14 protein-coding genes are annotated in these 17,820 nt (G+C 70.3%); 5 read left to right on the top strand and 9 right to left on the bottom strand.

What is annotated here, in order from left to right:
- Window positions 1-71 precede the first annotated feature (71 nt).
- The gene (gene ctaE, locus ACWD1Z_RS20755) at window positions 72-692 is read right to left on the bottom strand and encodes an aa3-type cytochrome oxidase subunit III (protein ID WP_389418494.1); all 621 of its coding nucleotides are present in this window, start codon (window positions 690-692) and stop codon (window positions 72-74) included.
- A 178-nt stretch (window positions 693-870) separates the two neighbouring features.
- Here ctaE and ACWD1Z_RS20750 point away from each other — a divergent pair, with 178 nt between their 5' ends.
- Complete coding sequence (locus tag ACWD1Z_RS20750) at window positions 871-1,272, top strand: response regulator (RefSeq protein ID WP_389418493.1); 402 nt, start codon at window positions 871-873, stop codon at window positions 1,270-1,272.
- 3 nt (window positions 1,273-1,275) lie between these two features.
- Here the strand turns inward: ACWD1Z_RS20750 and ACWD1Z_RS20745 are convergent, their stop codons facing one another.
- From ACWD1Z_RS20745 to ctaC, 4 genes are all read right to left on the bottom strand, one after another.
- Window positions 1,276-2,538, bottom strand: coding sequence for an Ig-like domain-containing protein (locus ACWD1Z_RS20745; protein WP_451120574.1), 1,263 nt, complete (start codon window positions 2,536-2,538; stop codon window positions 1,276-1,278).
- A gap of 129 nt (window positions 2,539-2,667) precedes the next feature.
- Window positions 2,668-3,066: a cytochrome c oxidase subunit 4 gene (locus ACWD1Z_RS20740; protein WP_451120572.1), complete on the bottom strand. Its 399-nt coding sequence runs from the start codon at window positions 3,064-3,066 to the stop codon at window positions 2,668-2,670.
- Window positions 3,063-4,796, bottom strand: coding sequence for an aa3-type cytochrome oxidase subunit I (ctaD, locus tag ACWD1Z_RS20735; RefSeq protein WP_389418490.1), 1,734 nt, complete (start codon window positions 4,794-4,796; stop codon window positions 3,063-3,065). The genes ACWD1Z_RS20740 and ctaD overlap by 4 nt, the downstream gene beginning before the upstream one ends.
- Entirely contained in the window at window positions 4,793-5,752 is a 960-nt protein-coding gene (gene ctaC / locus ACWD1Z_RS20730) for an aa3-type cytochrome oxidase subunit II (RefSeq protein ID WP_451120570.1), read from the bottom strand. Before ctaC ends, ctaD begins: the two co-directional genes overlap by 4 nt.
- A gap of 267 nt (window positions 5,753-6,019) precedes the next feature.
- Between ctaC and ACWD1Z_RS20725 the strand changes: the two genes are divergently transcribed.
- Window positions 6,020-7,426, top strand: a complete 1,407-nt coding sequence (locus tag ACWD1Z_RS20725; RefSeq protein WP_451120568.1) for an aminotransferase class V-fold PLP-dependent enzyme — start codon at window positions 6,020-6,022, stop codon at window positions 7,424-7,426.
- 2 nt (window positions 7,427-7,428) lie between these two features.
- Here the strand turns inward: ACWD1Z_RS20725 and ACWD1Z_RS20720 are convergent, their stop codons facing one another.
- Window positions 7,429-8,403: a carbohydrate kinase family protein gene (locus ACWD1Z_RS20720; RefSeq protein ID WP_451120567.1), complete on the bottom strand. Its 975-nt coding sequence runs from the start codon at window positions 8,401-8,403 to the stop codon at window positions 7,429-7,431.
- Window positions 8,404-8,536: 133 nt separating this feature from the next.
- Here ACWD1Z_RS20720 and ACWD1Z_RS20715 point away from each other — a divergent pair, with 133 nt between their 5' ends.
- On the top strand, window positions 8,537-8,746 hold the full coding sequence (locus tag ACWD1Z_RS20715) for a hypothetical protein (protein WP_451120565.1): 210 nt from the start codon (window positions 8,537-8,539) through the stop codon (window positions 8,744-8,746).
- Window positions 8,747-8,853: 107 nt separating this feature from the next.
- The gene (locus tag ACWD1Z_RS20710) at window positions 8,854-10,416 is read left to right on the top strand and encodes a hypothetical protein (protein WP_451120564.1); all 1,563 of its coding nucleotides are present in this window, start codon (window positions 8,854-8,856) and stop codon (window positions 10,414-10,416) included.
- Between the two features lie 72 nt (window positions 10,417-10,488).
- Here ACWD1Z_RS20710 and erpA read toward each other — a convergent pair whose 3' ends face one another.
- A complete protein-coding gene (erpA, locus tag ACWD1Z_RS20705) occupies window positions 10,489-10,845 on the bottom strand; it encodes an iron-sulfur cluster insertion protein ErpA (RefSeq protein WP_389418484.1) in 357 nt (118 codons plus the stop codon).
- A 325-nt stretch (window positions 10,846-11,170) separates the two neighbouring features.
- On the opposite strand from erpA, the gene nadA reads away from it, so the two are divergent.
- Window positions 11,171-12,355 carry a quinolinate synthase NadA gene (gene nadA / locus ACWD1Z_RS20700; protein WP_451120562.1) on the top strand — a complete coding sequence of 395 codons (1,185 nt, stop codon included), beginning with the start codon at window positions 11,171-11,173 and terminating at the stop codon, window positions 12,353-12,355.
- Window positions 12,356-12,382: 27 nt separating this feature from the next.
- Here nadA and ACWD1Z_RS20695 read toward each other — a convergent pair whose 3' ends face one another.
- Together ACWD1Z_RS20695 and ACWD1Z_RS20690 are read right to left on the bottom strand one after the other, a co-directional pair.
- Window positions 12,383-14,584 carry a protein kinase domain-containing protein gene (locus tag ACWD1Z_RS20695; protein ID WP_451120560.1) on the bottom strand — a complete coding sequence of 734 codons (2,202 nt, stop codon included), beginning with the start codon at window positions 14,582-14,584 and terminating at the stop codon, window positions 12,383-12,385.
- Between the two features lie 87 nt (window positions 14,585-14,671).
- Window positions 14,672-17,773, bottom strand: coding sequence for an efflux RND transporter permease subunit (locus ACWD1Z_RS20690; protein ID WP_451120558.1), 3,102 nt, complete (start codon window positions 17,771-17,773; stop codon window positions 14,672-14,674).
- Window positions 17,774-17,820 lie beyond the last annotated feature (47 nt).

Raw genomic sequence — 17,820 nt, 5'->3', positions numbered from 1 at the left:
TCTTCTGCGTCGATGCTTCTGGGATGTGCGCTTGCTTGCTTGCCTGCTCGCAGCGCGCGGGACGGGCCCGGCTACTTGATCATGTAGATCGTGGCGAAGAGGCCGATCCAGACGACATCGACGAAGTGCCAGTAGTAGGACACGACGATGGCGGCGGTTGCCTGCTCGTGAGTGAACCTCCTGGCCGCGTACGTACGGCCGAGGACCAGCAGGAAGGCGATGAGGCCTCCCGTCACGTGCAGGCCGTGGAAGCCGGTGGTCAGGTAGAAGACCGAGCCGTACGGGTCCGAGGAGAGCGAGAGCCCGTCCTTCTTCACCAGCTCGGTGTACTCGTAGACCTGGCCGCCGATGAAGATCGCACCCATCACGAAGGTGACGATGAACCACATCCGGAGCTTCTTCACGTCACCGCGCTCGGCGGCGAAGACGCCGAGCTGGCAGGTGAGGGAGGAGAGCACCAGGATCGTGGTGTTCGTCGCCGCGAACGGGAAGTTCAGGGCGTGGGCCTTCTCCGACCAGAAGTCGGGGCCCGTCACCGATCGCAGGGTGAAGTACATCGCGAAGAGGGCCGCGAAGAACATCAGCTCGGAACTCAGCCAGATGATGGTTCCGACGCTGGTGAGGTTCGGCCGATTGACCGACGGGTGCGCGTGCCCGGTTTCTACTGTCGTTGCTGTCGCCACGACCGACATTATGTCGGTCGCTTATCCCGCCCTCACTCCGGGGGGTGCCGTTCGGAGTGTTCGCACCTCGTGTACTGCCCGGATGGCCCATCGCGCAGGTGCTCCAACCGCTGTTGACGGCGTGTTCGGAGGAGTAGCATCCGCGGCATCGGTTCTGTCCGTACGACGCTGATGTCCCGGAGGAAACATGCGGCCGACCGCCACGGTGCTGGTCTACAGCGACGACTCCAACACCCGCGAGCAGGTGCGGTTGGCCGCCGGCCGGCGACCGGCTCCCGATGTCCCGCTGGTGGAGTTCGTGGAGTGCGCGACGCCCGCCGCGGTGGTGAGCGAGCTGGACAAGGGCGGGATCGACGTCTGCGTGCTGGACGGCGAGGCCGTGCCCATGGGGGGCATGGGGCTGTGCCGCCAGCTCAAGGACGAGGTGTTCAACTGTCCGCCGGTGCTCCTGCTCATGGGCCGCCCCCAGGACGCCTGGCTGGCCACCTGGAGCCGGGCTGAGGCCGCGGTGACCCTGCCGGTGGATCCCGTGGAGTTCGCGGCCTCGCTGGCGTCCCTGCTGCGCACCCAGCGGCTCCAGAGCGCCTAGGCGTCACACCGCCGCCGGCCGCAGTCGTGCCGCGTCCGCCGGGCGGGGGCCGTCCGGGTCGCCGCCCACCAGGGCGCTGCCCTTGCGCCACTTCGCCCAGGCGACGTTCCAGTCCCCGAAGCCATTTCCGAAGGTCTCCATGGTGTTGCCGTAGGAGTTCACGACCTTGACGAGGTCGCCCTCGCGGATGTTGTCGAAGAACCAGGCCGCGTTGGCGGTGCTCATGCCGGTGCAGCCGTGGCTGACGTTGGCGGAGCCCTGGGAGCCCACCGACCAGGGGGCGGCGTGCACGTACTCGCCGCTCCAGGTGACCCGGGTCGCGTAGTAGACGGGCAGGTCGTACGACTCCGCCGAGCCCTCCGCGATGCCGATGCTGGTGCCGCGCATCCGTACGAAGTACTCCTTGCCGAGGACGACCTTGACGCCGTTGCGGGTCTCGAAGCCGGGCTTGCCGGTGGTGACCGGCATGGACTTGATCTCCTCGCCGTTCTTGTAGACCGTCATCCAGTGCGTCGAGGCGTCCGTCACCGCGATGACCTGGTCCCCCGTGGTGATCGTCAGCGGCTTGGCCCGGCCGCCCCAGAGGCGGTCGCTGACCTTGATGCCCTCCAGGTTGCTGCGCACCCGGATGGTGGCGTGGGCGGGCCAGTACTCCTTGGGGCGGTAGTGGAGCTCCTTGTCGTCCACCCAGTGCCAGGCGCCCTCGGTGGCGGGCTTCGAGTCGACCTTGAGGGCGCGCTCGACGACGGCGCGCTGGGCCTCGTCCTTGACCGGCTTGCTCAGTTCGGCCGTGACGGGCTGGCCGACGCCGTACGTGCCCGTCCTGGGGCCGAAGGTGACGTCCAGGCGCTTCTTGGTGAGCGGCTTGCCGGTGTCGAAGGTGAGGACGCGGCGGCCGGGGGCGCCGTCCTCGTCCTCGGTGGACACCCGGACCGTGTAGCGGGCGTCGGCGGCCAGCGGGGAGGTGCTGTGCCAGCGGCTGCCGTCGGCGGCGAGTTCGCCGCTGACGTAGCGTCCTGTGGCGTCCATGGCCGTGACGTCCGTGATGCGGCCGTCGGAGCCCTTTGCGGTGACCTCCAGGGGCTTGTCCGGGTCGGCCTTCTTCCCGGCGCCCTTGGGGCCGCTGAAGGAGATCTGGTCCGCCGCGTCGTACGGCGCGGCCGCCAGGGGGTTGCCGTCCCCGCCGCACGCCGTGACGCTCGCGCCGAGCGCGATCACCAGCAGCGTGCAGCCGACGACGGTGCGGGTGCGCGGAGTTCGGTTCATGCCTACGACGCTAGGGAGCCGCGTCAGGAGCGGCGCGCCGAGTCATCCGTACGGGTGACGGGGTGCAGGCAAAGAGGGAGCCCGGACCCTCCTGACGGAGTGTCCGGGCTCCCGTGCGCTCGGCGCGTGCTACTGGGTGCGGTTCTCACCGCGGTAGTACTCGAAGACCCAGCCCCAGATGCCGATCAGGACCAGCGGGGCCGAGAAGTACATCAGCCACCAGCCGATGGCGACCGAGAGGAAGGCGAACGCGCCGCCGATGGCCAGCGCGAGCGGCTGCCAGCTGTGCGGGCTGAAGAAGCCGACCTCGCCGGCGTCGTCCGCGACGTCCGCGTTCTTGTCGTCCTGCGCCCCGGCGTCCACCCGCTTGGCCGTGAAGCCCAGGTAGAAGCCGATCATGATCGCCAGACCGAACGCCAGGAAGAGGGCCGTCGTACCGGCCGGCTCCTTCGACCACACGCCATAGACGATCGCCATGACGAGGATGAAGACGCTCAGCCAGATGAACATCCTGCCTTGGATCTTCACTTGCCGGCCTCCTTGCCGCCAGCGAGGGCCTTGTCGTCGTGCGGGGCGTTCTCGAGCTGGTCGAGAGCGGCGATCTCGGGGTGGTGCAGGTCGAACGCCGGGGATTCGGAGCGGATCCGCGGCAGGGTGAGGAAGTTGTGCCGCGGCGGCGGGCAGGACGTCGCCCACTCGAGCGAGCGGCCGTAGCCCCACGGGTCGTCGACGACGATCCTCTCGCCGTACTTGGCGGTCTTCCACACGTTGTAGAAGAACGGCAGGATCGAGGCGCCGAGGATGAACGAGCTGATCGTGGAGATCGTGTTCAGGGCGGTGAAGCCGTCGGCCGCGAGGTAGTCCGCGTACCGCCGCGGCATGCCCTCGGCACCCAGCCAGTGCTGGACCAGGAAGGTGCCGTGGAAGCCGACGAACAGCGTCCAGAAGGTGATCTTGCCGAGCCGCTCGTCGAGCATCTTGCCGGTGAACTTCGGCCACCAGAAGTGGAAGCCGGAGAACATCGCGAACACCACGGTGCCGAACACCACGTAGTGGAAGTGCGCCACCACGAAGTACGAGTCCGAGACGTGGAAGTCCATCGGCGGCGAGGCCAGGATGACGCCGGTCAGACCACCGAAGGTGAAGGTGATCAGGAAGCCGGTCGCCCAGAGCATCGGTGTCTCGAAGGACAGCGAGCCCTTCCACATCGTGCCGATCCAGTTGAAGAACTTCACGCCGGTCGGTACGGCGATCAGGAACGTCATGAAGGAGAAGAACGGCAGCAGCACTCCGCCGGTGACGTACATGTGGTGCGCCCACACCGTCACGGACAGGCCCGCGATCGAGATCGTCGCCGCGATCAGGCCCATGTAGCCGAACATCGGCTTGCGGGAGAAGACCGGGATGACCTCGGAGATGATGCCGAAGAACGGCAGGGCGATGATGTACACCTCTGGGTGGCCGAAGAACCAGAAGAGGTGTTGCCACAGCAGGGCGCCGCCGTTGGCGGAGTCGAAGATGTGGGCGCCGAACTTGCGGTCCGCCTCCAGCGCGAACAGCGCCGCGGCCAGGACGGGGAAGGCGAGCAGGACCAGGACACCGGTCAGCAGCACGTTCCAGGTGAAGATCGGCATGCGGAACATCGTCATGCCGGGTGCGCGCATGCAGATGATCGTGGTGATGAAGTTGACCGAGCCGAGGATGGTGCCGAAGCCGGAGAAGGCCAGGCCCATGATCCACATGTCGGCGCCGATGCCGGGCGAGCGGACCGCGTCGGACAGCGGGGTGTAGGCGAACCACCCGAAGTCGGCGGCGCCGTCGGGGGTGAGGAAGCCGGCGACCGCGATCAGCGAGCCGAACAGGTACAGCCAGTAGGCGAACATGTTCAGCCGCGGGAAGGCGACGTCGGGGGCGCCGATCTGCAGCGGCATGATCCAGTTCGCGAAGCCCGCGAACAGCGGCGTCGCGAACATCAGCAGCATGATCGTGCCGTGCATCGTGAACGCCTGGTTGAACTGCTCGTTCGACATGATCTGCAGGCCCGGACGGGCCAGCTCGGCGCGCATGAACAGCGCCAGCAGGCCACCGATGCAGAAGAACGCGAACGACGTGACCAGGTACAGCGTGCCGATCGTCTTGTGGTCAGTGGTGGTGAGCCACTTGATCACGACGCTGCCGCGGTTCTGGCGCCGGACCGGCAGCTCGTCCTCGTAGTGGGACCCTGCCGCGGCACCCTGGGGTTCGTTGAGGATGCTCACAGGTTGTTCGTCTCCCGGTTCTTCTCGTGGCTCGTCTGCGCGATGCCGGCGGGAACGTAACCGGTCTGCCCCTTCTTCACGAGTTCCTGAAGGTGCTGCTCGTAGCGCTCCTGGGAGACGACCTTCACGTTGAACAGCATCCGGGAGTGGTCGACGCCGCAGAGCTCGGCGCACTTGCCCAGGAAGGTGCCCTCCTGGTTGGGGGTCACCTCGAAGGCGTTGGTGTGGCCCGGGATGACGTCCTGCTTCATGAGGAACGGCACCACCCAGAAGGAGTGGATGACGTCACGCGAGGTCAGGACGAAGCGGACGCGCTTGCCCTCGGGCAGCCACAGGGTCGGACCCGGGTTGCCGGTCTGCGGGTTGCGCGTGCTGGGGGTACCGCAGTCGTAGACGCCGCCGGCATTCGCCGGGAAGTCGTCCTTGTAGCGGTCCGGAATCGCGTCCAGTTCCTTGGCCTTGGTGGCGTCACCGGTGGAACCGTCGACGCCCTCGACGTAGTTGAAGCACCAGCTCCACTGGAAGCCGACGACGTTGATGGTGACGTCGGGCTTGTCCTTGAGCTCGAGGAGCTTCGACTCGTCCCGGGCCGTGAAGTAGAAGAGCACCGAGACGATGATCAGCGGGACCACCGTGTACAGCGCCTCGATCGGCATGTTGTACCGGGTCTGCGGAGGGACCTCGACCTTGGTGCGGCTGCGCCGGTGGAAGATCGCACTCCACAGGATCAGGCCCCACACCAGCACGCCGACGGCGAGCGCGGCAGCCCAGGATCCCTGCCACAGGGAGAGGATCCGCGGAGCCTCTTCCGTGGTCGGGGTGGGCATACCAAGGCGGGGGAAGTCCTTGTATGTGCAACCGGTGGCGGTCGCCAGGACCAGGCCCGCGGTCAGTGCCTGCAGCAGCTTCCGCCGCATCGGGCGCCGCGGCGAGCGGTCGGAGCCGTTGGGACTCACGTAGCGCCTTCCCGAGAGTCTCGCCCGCGCGGATTGGCTGCGGCCTGCCTTACTCGGTGGTCGGTCGCCGCCCTGCGTCGGGCAGGGGTTTGGATGTTTATGCGGACCAAACCCTAGCCGACGCGTTCTGGGGCTTCGCGGGGAGGGGGGCCTACCGAGTTGGGGGTTCGCTGGATTGGCGGCTGCGGGTCGCTTGTGGCTGGTCGCGCCCCGCGGCGAAGCCGCTGTCGACACAGCCCCGCGCCCCTGGGGAGTTAGCGTTACCGTGTGGTTTATTTCGACGCTGCTTCCGGCTCTCCGCTCCATCCCGTTGCCCGACAGGCACTGTTGGCCTCGCTGGACGAGGGATGGGCTGACCCCGCACGGCTGTACCGGGAAGGGCGACGAGCCCGGTTGCTCCTGGATGCCGCTCGCGAGGCCGCAGCCGAAGCCGTGGGATGCCGCCCCGACGAACTGATCTTCACCTCCTCCGGGACACGAGCCGTGCACAGCGGGATCGCGGGGGCGTTGGGTGGGCGGCGGCGGGTGGGGCGTCACCTCATCGTGTCAGCCGTTGAACATTCGTCCGTGCTGCATTCCGCCGAGATCCACGAGAAAGAGGGCGGTTCGGTCACCCAGGTGGCGGTCGACCGAATGGGAAAGGCGTCCCCTTCGGACTACGCGGAAGCACTTCGGGAGGACACCGCGCTGGCCTGTCTGCAGTCGGCCAATCACGAGGTGGGGACCGAGCAGCCCGTTGCCGAGGTGGCCGCGGTGTGCCGGGAGGCGGGCGTGCCGTTGCTGGTGGACGCCGCGCAGTCGCTGGGGTGGGGGCGGGTCGACGGGGACTGGGCGCTGCTCACCGGCAGTGCGCACAAGTGGGGCGGGCCCTCCGGGGTCGGGCTGCTCGTGGTGCGCAAGGGGGTGCGGTTCGCCCCGCAAGGGCCGTCGGACGAGCGGGAGTCCGGGCGGGCGGCCGGGTTCGAGAACCTGCCGGCGATCGTGGCGGCGGCGGCCTCGCTGCGGGCGGTGCGGGCCGAGGCGGCCCAGGAGGCGGCGCGGCTGCGGGAGCTGACGGACCGGATCCGGGCCCGGGTGCCGGACCTGGTGCCGGACGTGGAGGTGGTGGGCGACCCGGTGCGCCGGCTGCCCGGGATCGTCACCTTCTCCTGTCTCTATGTCGACGGGGAGACACTCCTGCACGAGCTGGACCGCTCCGGTTTCTCCGTCTCGTCCGGTTCGTCCTGTACGAGCAGCACGCTGACGCCCAGCCATGTGCTCAGGGCGATGGGGGTGCTCAGCGAGGGCAACGTCCGGGTGTCCCTGCCGCCCGGGACGGCACGGGAGGACGTGGAGCGGTTCCTGGAGGTGCTGCCGGAGGCGGTGGCGTCGGTGCGGGAGAAGCTCGGCGCACCGACGCCCACGACCGTCGTACGCGAGGACGCCCTGACCGCCGATGCCCTGACCGCCGATGCCCTGATCGTCGACGCCCTGGGCAAGCGCTGCCCGATCCCCGTGATCGAACTGGCGAAGGTCATCGGGGACGTGCCGGTGGGCGGCACGGTCCGGGTGCTGTCCGACGACGGGGCGGCGCGCCTCGACATCCCCGCGTGGTGCGAGATGCGGGGACAGGAGTACGCGGGTGAGGAACCGGCGGAGCGAGGAACGGCGTATCTCGTCCGCCGGGTGAGCTGAGATCAGCGCAGGTAGCCCTGGACCTCGGCCGCGGCCTCGTCGCCGTACGCCTTCATGAAGCGCTCCATGAAGTGCCCGCGGCGCAGCTGGTACTCCTGGGTGCCCACCGTCTCGATGACGAGCGTCGCGAGCATGCAGCCGACCTGCGCGGCGCGCTCCAGGGAGACCCCCCAGGCCAGTCCCGACAGGAATCCGGCGCGGAAGGCGTCGCCGACGCCCGTGGGGTCGGCCTTGCGCTCCTCCTCGGGGCAGCCGACCTCGATCGGGGACTCGCCGGACCGCTCGATCCGGACGCCCTGCGAGCCCAGCGTGGTGACGCGGCAGCCGACCTTGGCCAGGATCTCCGCGTCGGACCAGCCGGTCTTGGACTCGATGAGCCCCTTCTCGTACTCGTTGGAGAAGAGGTAGGTCGCCCCGTCCAGCAGTATCCGGATCTCGTCGCCGTTCATCCGGGCGATCTGCTGGGAGAAGTCGGCGGCGAAGGGGATGCCGCGCGAACGGCACTCCTCGGTGTGGCGCAGCATCCCCTCGGGGTCGTCGGCGCCGATGAGGACCAGGTCGAGGCCGCCGACGCGGTCCGCGACGGTCTTCAGCTCGATGAGCCGGGCCTCGCTCATGGCACCCGTGTAGAAGGAGCCGATCTGGTTGTGGTCGGCGTCGGTGGTGCACACGAAGCGTGCGGTGTGCAGGGTCTCGGAGATGCGCACCGATTCGGTGTCGACGCCGTGGCGGTCGAGCCAGGCCCGGTACTCGTCGAAGTCGAAGCCCGCGGCGCCGACGAGGATCGGCCGGGTGCCCAGCTGGCCCATGCCGAAGGCGATGTTCGCGCCGACGCCGCCCCGGCGGACGTCCAGGTTGTCGACCAGGAAGGAGAGCGAGACCGTGTGCAGCTGGTCCGCGACGAACTGGTCGGCGAAGCGGCCGGGGAAGGTCATGAGGTGGTCGGTGGCGATGGAGCCGGTGACTGCGATGCGCACGGCTGGGGTTCTCCTGCGGATGCGGAGGCGGTTGACAGTTCACGCTACCGGGTTCGGGAGTGACTCAGAAGCGTCCAAAACTACCCGATAGTAGATCTTTCTTCGCAGGCCATGGCGTGCCTACGGTTCGGCTATGACGAAACTCAAGGCTCCGGTTCCCGCTCCGGCCGACCTGGACGGCGGTCTGGCGGCGCTGCGCGGCGACTGCGCCCGGATGGCTCCCCACTGGACGGTTCCCGACCGGATCACCCCGCGACCGGTCTCCCCCTCGCTCATCCACGGGGTGGAGGTGCCGCACAGGTCCGCCCGGCTGCTGGACGCCATGTCGGACTACGGCGACTGAATCCGTCGACTGAATCCGTCCCCTCGCGGGAACCGTGCGCTCGTGTGCCGCGTCCCATCGCTGTCCCCCGGAAAGGGGATGCGGGATACGACCCAAGGAGCGATGCGGTGAACACCGAGCGACCCGACGACGACGCGGCCGAGCCCGGCGCCGTCGAGAACACCGGCCCCGCGCGGGACGCCGATGACACCGTCGGGGCCGACGAGAACGCCGTACGACGCGAGGGCGCCGCGGAGGAGGACGACACGGGCTCCGGTCCGGGCCGGCGCCGGTCCCCCGCGATCATCGCCTCCGTGGCCGCGGCGGTGCTGCTCGTCGGGGGTGGCGGGGCCTACCTCGCCGCCGGTGCCTCCGACGGCCCGGACGACGGCACCTCCTCGGGGGCACCCGGGGCGGACACTCCCCCGCCGCTCGCGCTCGACGGGTACTCCGAGGGCCCGGCGAGCGGGATCGCGCCCGGGGAGCCGAATCCGTACGGCGCCACCTTCGAGGTCCCCGGCGCGCTGCCGGAGGGGCCCGGTTCGGCTCCGGTGTACCGGGCCCGGGGCGAGGTCACCGCGGACGAGGTGACCCGGCTCGCGGCGGCGCTCGGGGTCACCGGGAAGCCGGTGCTCCAGGGGCAGGCCTGGCGGATCGGCGGCAAGGACGGGTCGGGGCCGAGTCTTCAGGTCAACCAGCAGGCGCCGGGCACCTGGACCTTCCAGCGGTACGCCCCCGGCGGGGACAGCTGCGAGAGCCCGGCCGTCTGCACCGACAAGCCCGGCGGCGGCGACACCGTCGGCCCGGTGAGCGAGGAGGCCGCGAAGAAGGCCGCCGCCCCGGTACTGAAGGCGGTGGGCCAGGACGACGCGAAGCTCGACGCGAGCCAGGTCAAGGACGCCCAGCGGGTGGTGAACGCCGAGCCGGTGGTCGGCGGGCTGCCCACCTACGGCTGGACGACGGGCGTGACCGTGAGCGCGCAGGGCGAGGTGGTCGGCGGCAGCGGTCAGTTGAAGGCTTTGGTGAAGAGCGACACCTATCCCGTGCTGAGCGCCGAGAAGACGCTCGCGCTGATGAACTCGGCGCCGGCGGACGACCCGCGCGCGGGCATCGGGGGCTGCGCCAGTCCCGTACCGCTGGAGGACGAGGCGGCGTGCGGGGAGGCCGGGAAGAAGGACACCATCAAGGTCGAGAAGGCCGTGTTCGGGCTGGCCGCGCACCATGTGGACGCCCGCCAGGCGCTCGTGCCGTCCTGGCTGTTCCGGGTACGGGCGCCGGGCGCGCAGGACAGCTTCACGGTGACGCATCCGGCGATCGACCCGCGGTTCCTGGCCTCGACGGCGCCGACCGGGCAGCCGAGCCCTCGGCCGACCGGGCCGGGCGACGAGCGGACCACCCGTGAGGTGAGCGCCGACGGCTACACCAGCGAGGGCAGGGAACTCACCGTCGCCTTCACCGGCGGGGTGTGCGCCGACTACGACGTCAGCGCGCGCGAGAGCGGGGACGCGGTGACGGTCACGGTGACCGAGACCCCCCGGGCCGACAAGGTCTGCATCCTGGTCGCCAAGGTGTACCACCGCACGGTGCGACTGGACGAGCCGCTCGGCGACCGGAAGGTCGTGGGCCCGGACGGCAAGGCGATCCCGCTGGAGAAGCCGGGCGCCCGGCTGCCGGAGACCTCGGCGCGCTAGCGGGGCCGGACGCGCCGACGGCGGCGTCCCCCGGTCGTCCGGGGGCGCCGCCGTCGTGACGGGTGCTGCCTGTCAGTTGAAGGAGTCGCCGCAGGCGCAGGAGCCGGTCGCGTTCGGGTTGTCGATCGTGAAGCCCTGCTTCTCGATGGTGTCGACGAAGTCGATGGTGGCGCCGCCCAGGTACGGGGCGCTCATCCGGTCGGTGACGACCTTGACGCCGTCGAAGTCCTTCACCACGTCGCCGTCGAGGGAGCGCTCGTCGAAGAAGAGCTGGTAGCGCAGGCCGGAGCAGCCGCCGGGCTGGACGGCGACGCGCAGGGCCAGGTCGTCGCGGCCTTCCTGGTCGAGCAGGGCCTTGACCTTGGACGCGGCGGCGTCGGTCAGGACGATGCCGTCGGTGACGGTGCTGGTCTCGTCCGATACGGACATCTACATCTCTCCCGGGTTGTACGGAGACTGCTTGCCGACGGTTGCAACCTGCGCGGCCCCGGATTCATTCCGGGCGGGGCGCTTGTCTTACCGGTTCGTGCGGTTCCTTCTTCATGCTCGCACACCCGCCGCGGAGCAGAAAACGGCTCTTTCGGGAATGAAAGACCGCCCACAGGGATTCACGTCACATGGACGCTATGCCCATCGTCAAACTGACGTGAAGCGGTTATGATAGATAGCGTCATTTCGACGAAAAGCCAGATGGTGACCCCACCGACCCGGCCCCGCCGGGCCGCTGAACCGCAGAACAGAAAGGGTGCGTGTCGTGACCACCGCCCAGACCCAGGAGCTCGACGTACAGCCGACGCCCCTCGCCCTGCTGCTCCTCGGCCGTGAGGCCGACCCCAGGAGCGAGCGCGGTGTGGAGTGCCCCGGCGACCTGCCCTCGCCGTCCGACCCGGATCTGGTCGAGCGTGCCCGCGCGGCCAAGGAGAAGCTCGGCGACAAGGTGTTCGTACTCGGCCACCACTACCAGCGCGACGAGGTCATCCAGTTCGCGGACGTCACCGGCGACTCCTTCAAGCTGGCCCGGGACGCGGCCGCCCGCCCCGAGGCCGAGTACATCGTGTTCTGCGGCGTGCACTTCATGGCGGAGTCCGCGGACATCCTGACCGGCGACGACCAGAAGGTGGTCCTGCCCGACCTCGCGGCCGGCTGCTCCATGGCCGACATGGCCACGGCCGAGCAGGTCGCCGAATGCTGGGACGTGCTGGCCGAGGCCGGCATAGCCGAGCAGGTCGTCCCGGTGGCGTACATGAACTCCTCCGCCGACATCAAGGCCTTCACCGGCAAGCACGGCGGCCTGATCTGTACGTCGTCCAACGCCAAGCGGGCCCTGGACTGGGCGTTCGAGCAGGGCGAGAAGGTTCTCTTCCTGCCGGACCAGCACCTCGGCCGCAACACCGCGGTGCGGGACCTGGGCATGTCGCTCGACGACTGCGTCGTCTACAACCCGCACAAGCCGAACGGCGGCCTGACCGCGCAGCAGCTGCGCGACGCCCGGATGATCCTGTGGCGCGGCCACTGCTCGGTGCACGGCCGCTTCTCGCTGGACTCGGTCAACGACGTCCGCGAGCGCATCCCGGGCGTCAACGTCCTGGTCCACCCCGAGTGCAAGCACGAGGTCGTGGCCGCGGCGGACTACGTCGGTTCGACCGAGTACATCATCAAGGCGCTGGAGGCGGCCCCGGCCGGTTCCAAGTGGGCGATCGGCACCGAGCTGAACCTGGTCCGCCGTCTGGCGAACCGTTTCGCGCCGGAGGGCAAGGAGATCGTCTTCCTCGACAAGACGGTCTGCTTCTGCTCGACCATGAACCGCATCGACCTCCCGCACCTGGTCTGGGCCCTGGAGTCCCTGGCCGAGGGCAACCTCGTCAACCGCATCGAGGTCGACAAGGAGACCGAGGCGTTCGCGAAGCTGGCGCTGGAGCGGATGCTGGCGCTGCCGTAGCCCGTCAGGTCCTGACAGCGGCCCCGCTCACCCCGGCACCGGTTTCCGGCCGGGGTGAGCGGGGTCGAGGGTGAAGAGGTCGCCGGCCGGGGTGGCGACGACCAGGGCGCCCCGCCGGCGCAGTACCTCGGGCAGCGGGGCCGACCGGCCCGCCACCCACCGGGCACGCGGCAGGGTCTCCCACAGCAGCGTGCCCTTCCCGGCGTCCAGGGCGGCGACCCGGCCGCTGGCGCTGGACACGTAGACGACGCCGGCGCGCGGGTCGTGGGTGACGGCGCCCGGCTGTTCCAGGCTGGTCGACTTCCGCCACAGCTGCTTGCCCGTGCGGACCGACACCGCGGTCACCCGGCCGGAGGAGCCGGTGAACCACAGCGTGCCGTCCGCCAGGGCCACCTGGCCCTCGAAGTCCGCCGCCAGCTTGATCGTCGTCCCGGCGCCGGTGTCCGGGTGCACCAGCCGGATCCGGGAGAAGGGCCCCTCGTCGCCCGCGAGGACGTGCCCGTCCTCGGCCGGGTCGAGGTAGAGCAGCTGACCGTCGTGCGTCCCGGCGAGGGTGCCGCGGTGGGGCACCGTCAGGCGCCGCGTGGAGCCGTCGGAGCGGTCGAGCCCCACGAGCAGCATGTCGTCGGTGGCCGTGATGCCCGGGACGCACTCCAGGTAGAGGTCCGCCACGGTGGTCGCCGCATAGCAGTACTGCCCCTTCGGGAGCGGCGTCGTCCAGCGCCCGGTGCCGGTGCGGGGCGAGCGGGCGGTCACCGAACCGCCCTCGCCGTCGTCGGGCAGGACCAGGAGGTCGCCGGAGAGGTGCGGGCGGGTCCATCGGGTGTTCACCGCGCGCTGCCAGAGCCGCTTCCCGGTCCCCGTGTCGAAGGCGGCGACCGAGCCCATGCTGTCCTGCCCCATCTGGGGCCGGTGCTCGACCAGCATGGCGTCGTCCGCGACGCCGAGGAACTCGTAGACGTACGACACCTTGCCCCGGGCGGGCTGGGCCACGTCCGCCCGCCAGTCCGTGCGCCCGGTGAGCCCGTCCACCCGCACGGGCAGCACCCCGTCGCCCGCGCAGTAGACCGAGCCCTCGTACAGCCGGCACTCCGGGCCGCTGTCCGGCCCCTCAGCCACCAGGTCGCGTCCCTTCGCCACGCCGCGCTCGGCGGTGGCGTACACCGTCGTCTGCCAGGGCCGCCAGCCGGCCGGCGGGGGCGCCCACCGGGCGGGCGCGGTGGAGCCCGCCCGGGTGCCGTCGTCCCCGGCGGAGGGTCCGGTCAGCAGATACGCCGTCAGGCCGAGGGCGAGGGCGCCGACCGTCCCGGTGGTGGCCCACAGCAGGCGGCCACGGCGCCCGCGCACGCGCTCGGCCCGGGTCAGCTGCACCGCCGCCTCCTCCGAGCGCAGCGGCACCGTGGGCGGGGCCTGCGCCGTGGTGTCGGGCGGCAGCTGCGCGAACTCCCCGGCCAGCTCGTCCAGGCCGGGCCGGTCCGCGGGCTCCTTCGTCAGGCAGCGCTCCAGGATCGCCCGCAGCGGCTCGCTCACGCCGTCCAGCACGGGCTCGTCGTGGATCACCCGGTACGCCGTCAGATAAGGGCTGTCCGCGTCGAAGGGGCCCCGGCCGGTCAGGGTGTACACCAGCAGCGCGCCGAGCGAGAAGACGTCCGAGGCGGGGCCCACCGAGCGGGCGTCCGTCAGCTGTTCCGGGGACATGAACGGCGGGGTGCCGATCATCTGGCCGGTCTCGGTGAGGGTGTTGTTCTCGGCGGCGCGGGAGATGCCGAAGTCGATGACGCGGGGGCCGTCGTCGGCCATCAGGACGTTGGCGGGCTTGAGGTCGCGGTGCACCACCCCGGCCCGGTGGATGTCCCGCAGCGCCTCGACCAGCCCCAGCGCCAGCCGCCGCAGTTCGGACTCCGGCAGCGGGCCCAGCTCGCGGATCCGCTCGGCGAGCGAGCGTCCCGGCACGTACTGCGTCGCCATCCAGGGCCGGGCCGTCTCCGGGTCGGCGTCCACCACCGGGGCGGTGAAGGCGCCGCTCACCTTGCGGACGGCGGCGATCTCCTGCCGGAAGCGGGTGCGGAAGACCGGGTCCTCGGCGTACTGGGCGTGCACCACCTTGACCGCCACCTCGCGGCCGGAGCGCGATCTCCCGCGGTAGACGACGCCCATGCCGCCGGCTCCCAGCCGGTCGACCAGCCGGTACCCGCCGACCGACTTCGGATCGTCCCTGTGCAGTGGCACGCCCGATCCCTCTCCCCCGTACGTCCGTTGAGGGCAAAGGATACGGCCGGGTCCCGTACCACCATGGACGGGACCCGGCCGCTTCGGTCACACCTTCACGGGTTCCGGCCGGTCCGCTACCTCCGCCTTCTGCTCCCGCTTCGCCGCGCGCTTCTTCGCCCGGCGCTCCTTGCGCAGCTCCAGCATCGTGTAGAGCGTCGGGACGAGGAGCAGGGTGAGGAGGGTCGAGGTGATCAGACCGCCGATCACCACCACCGCGAGCGGCTGGGCGATGAAGCCGCCCTCGCCGGTGACGCCGAGCGCCATCGGCAGCAGGGCGAAGATCGTCGCCAGGGCCGTCATCAGGATGGGGCGCAGCCGGTGCCGGCCGCCTTCCAGTACGGCCTCGACCACGCCGTAGCCCTGCCTGCGGTACTGGTTGATCAGGTCGATCAGCACGATCGCGTTGGTCACCACGATGCCGATCAGCATCAGCATGCCGATCATCGCGGGGACGCCCATCGGGGTGCCGGTGGCGACCAGCAGGCCGATCGCGCCGGTGGCCGCGAAGGGGATCGAGACCAGCAGGATCAGCGGCTGGACCAGCGAGCGGAAGGTCGCCACCAGCAGCATGAAGACGATCGCGATGGCCGCCAGCATGGCCAGGCCCAGGTTGGCGAACGCCTCGTCCTGGTCCTCGGAGACCCCGCCGATCTCGGCCGTGGCGCCCGCGGGCAGGTCCAGGCCGTTGATCCTCGACTGGAGGTCCGCGCTGACCGCGCCGGTGTTGTCGCCGGTCGGCTTCGCCGTGATCGTCGCGGCCCGCCGGCCGTCGATCCGGGTCATCGACACCGGTCCGTCGACGAGCTTCACCGTCGCCACGTCGGACAGCTTCACCGGGCCCAGGCGGAGGTCCCTGAGTTCGTCGAGGGTCCGCGCGGGCTTCGCCGTCCTGATCACGACATCGCGCTCGGCGTCGTCCAGGGTGGCCTGCGCCGCGGTGGTGCCGCGCACCGCCTGGGCGACCGCCGCGCCGAGGGTGGCGTCGGTGAAACCGGCCGCCGCCGCCTTGCCGTTGGCCCGCACCGAGATCCGCGGGACGCTCTGCGACAGGTCGCTGGTGACGTCGGTGACGTCGTCCAGGCCCGCCACCTCCTTGCGGACCTCCTCCGCGGCCTCGCGCAGCACCTCGGCGTCCGCCGCCTTCACCACGACGCTCAGGTCCTGGCTGCCGAAGCCGTCACCGGCGGCGACGGTCGTGGTGCCGACGCCGTCGAGCTTCTTCAGGCCGTCCTCGATGCGGTCGGTGACCTCCTCGGAGGACGCGGAGTCCTCCAGCATCACCGAGTAGGACGCCTGGTTGCTGTCCGTGCCGCCGCCGAAGGCCGCCATGAAACCGGACGAGCCGATGGTGACCTGGTAGTCCTTGACGCCCTCGGTGTCCCCGAGCAGCCGCTCGATCTTCCGTGCCTGGGCGTCGGTCGCGGCCAGGCTGGTGCCGGGCCGCAACTCCTGCTTGACGGTGAGGACTTCCTGCTCGCCCTGGTCGAAGAAGTTCGTCTTCAGCAGCGGCGCCATGGCGAAGGTGCCGATGAGGACGACGACCGCGAGGGCCACGCTGGTCAGGCGGCGCCGCGTCGCGAAGCGCAGGACGGGGACGTACAGGCGCTGCAGGCGGCTCTCGGCCTCCTTCTCCTCCGCCCGGCGGCGGGCTTCCTCGGCGTCCTCGGGGGTGCCCTTGGGGGCGCGCAGGAACCAGTACGACAGCACGGGGACGACCGTCAGCGAGACGAGCAGCGACGCCAGCAGGGCCGCGGTCACGGTCAGGCTGAACGAGCCGAACAGCTCGCCCACCATGCCGCCGGTCAGGCCGATCGGCAGGAACACGGCGACCGTGGTGAGGGTGGAGGACGTCACCGCGCCCGCCACCTCGCGGACCGCCTTGAGGATGGCCTCCTCGCGCTCCTCGCCGTAGCCGAGGTGGCGCTTGATGTTCTCCAGGACCACGATCGAGTCGTCCACGACCCGGCCGATGGCGATGGTCAGGGCGCCCAGCGTCAGCATGTTCAGGGACAGGTCTCGCGTCCACAGCACGATCAGCGCGAGCACCACCGACAGCGGGATGGACACCGCGGTGACCAGCGTGGAGCGGATCGACGCCAGGAAGACCAGGATGACCAGGACCGCGAAGAGCAGGCCGAGCGCGCCCTCGGTGGTCAGGCCGTCGATGGCCTTCGCCACCGCCGGGCCCTGGTCGCTGACGACGGTCACCTCGGCGCCGGCGCCGAGGTCCTCGCGCATCTGCGCCAGCTTGTCGTCCACCGCGTCGGAGATCGCGACCGCGCTGCCGTCGCGGTCCATGGTGACCATGACGGCGAGGCTCGGCTCGCCGTTGGTCCGGGTCAGGGAGTCGGCCGGGGCCTGCTCCTGCTCGACCTTGGCGACCGCGCCGAGGCGGACCGGCCTGCCGTCGCCCTTGATCCGCAGGTTCTCGATCTGGTCCAGCGCGGTGAAGCCGCCGCCGACCTGCACGGTGCGGTTGGCGCCGGCCTCGTCGAAGGAGCCGGCCGGCACGGTGGCGCCGCCCGCCTGGAGGGCCTCGGTGAGGGACTGCGCGGTCAGACCGGCCGCGGCCAGCTTCGCGTCGTCCGGGGTGACGGTGACCTGGAGGTCCCGCACCCCGTCGACGGTGACCTGGCCGACGCCGTCGATGTCCTTCAGGTCCGGCACGACCGTCCGGTCCAGCTGGTCCGCCAGGGCCTGCTGGTCCTTGTCGGCGGTGACGGCGAGCACCACGGTCGGCATGTCGTCCGTGGAACCGGCGACGACCTGCGGGTCGACGTCGTCCGGGAGCTGGGCGCGGACCCGGTTGACGGCCTGCTGGACGTCGGCGACGAGCTGCTGGGTGTCGTTGCCGTAGTCGAAGGACGCCATGATCAGGGCGTTGCCCTCGCCGGCGGTGGAGGTGACGCCGGTGATGGCGTCGACGCCTTCGAGGCTGTCCTCGATGGGCTCCACGACCTGCTTCTCCACCACGTCCGGGGAGGCGCCCTGGTAGGGGGCGAGCACGGACACCATGGGCAGTTCTATGGACGGCAGCAGCTGCTGTTTGAGCTGGGGTATGGCGATCGCTCCGAAGGCGAGCGCGATGATCGACATGAGCCCGACGAGGGCTCGTTGCGCGAGGCTGAATCTGGACAGCCAGGACATGGGGTCAGGGTCTCTCTTCTGTCGAGCAGAGCGGCTCCTACACCCTG

This window comes from Streptomyces sp. NPDC002784 (assembly GCF_053592135.1).
Note: the sequence above shows the minus strand (reverse complement) of the source record. Positions and strands in the feature narration are given on the sequence as shown.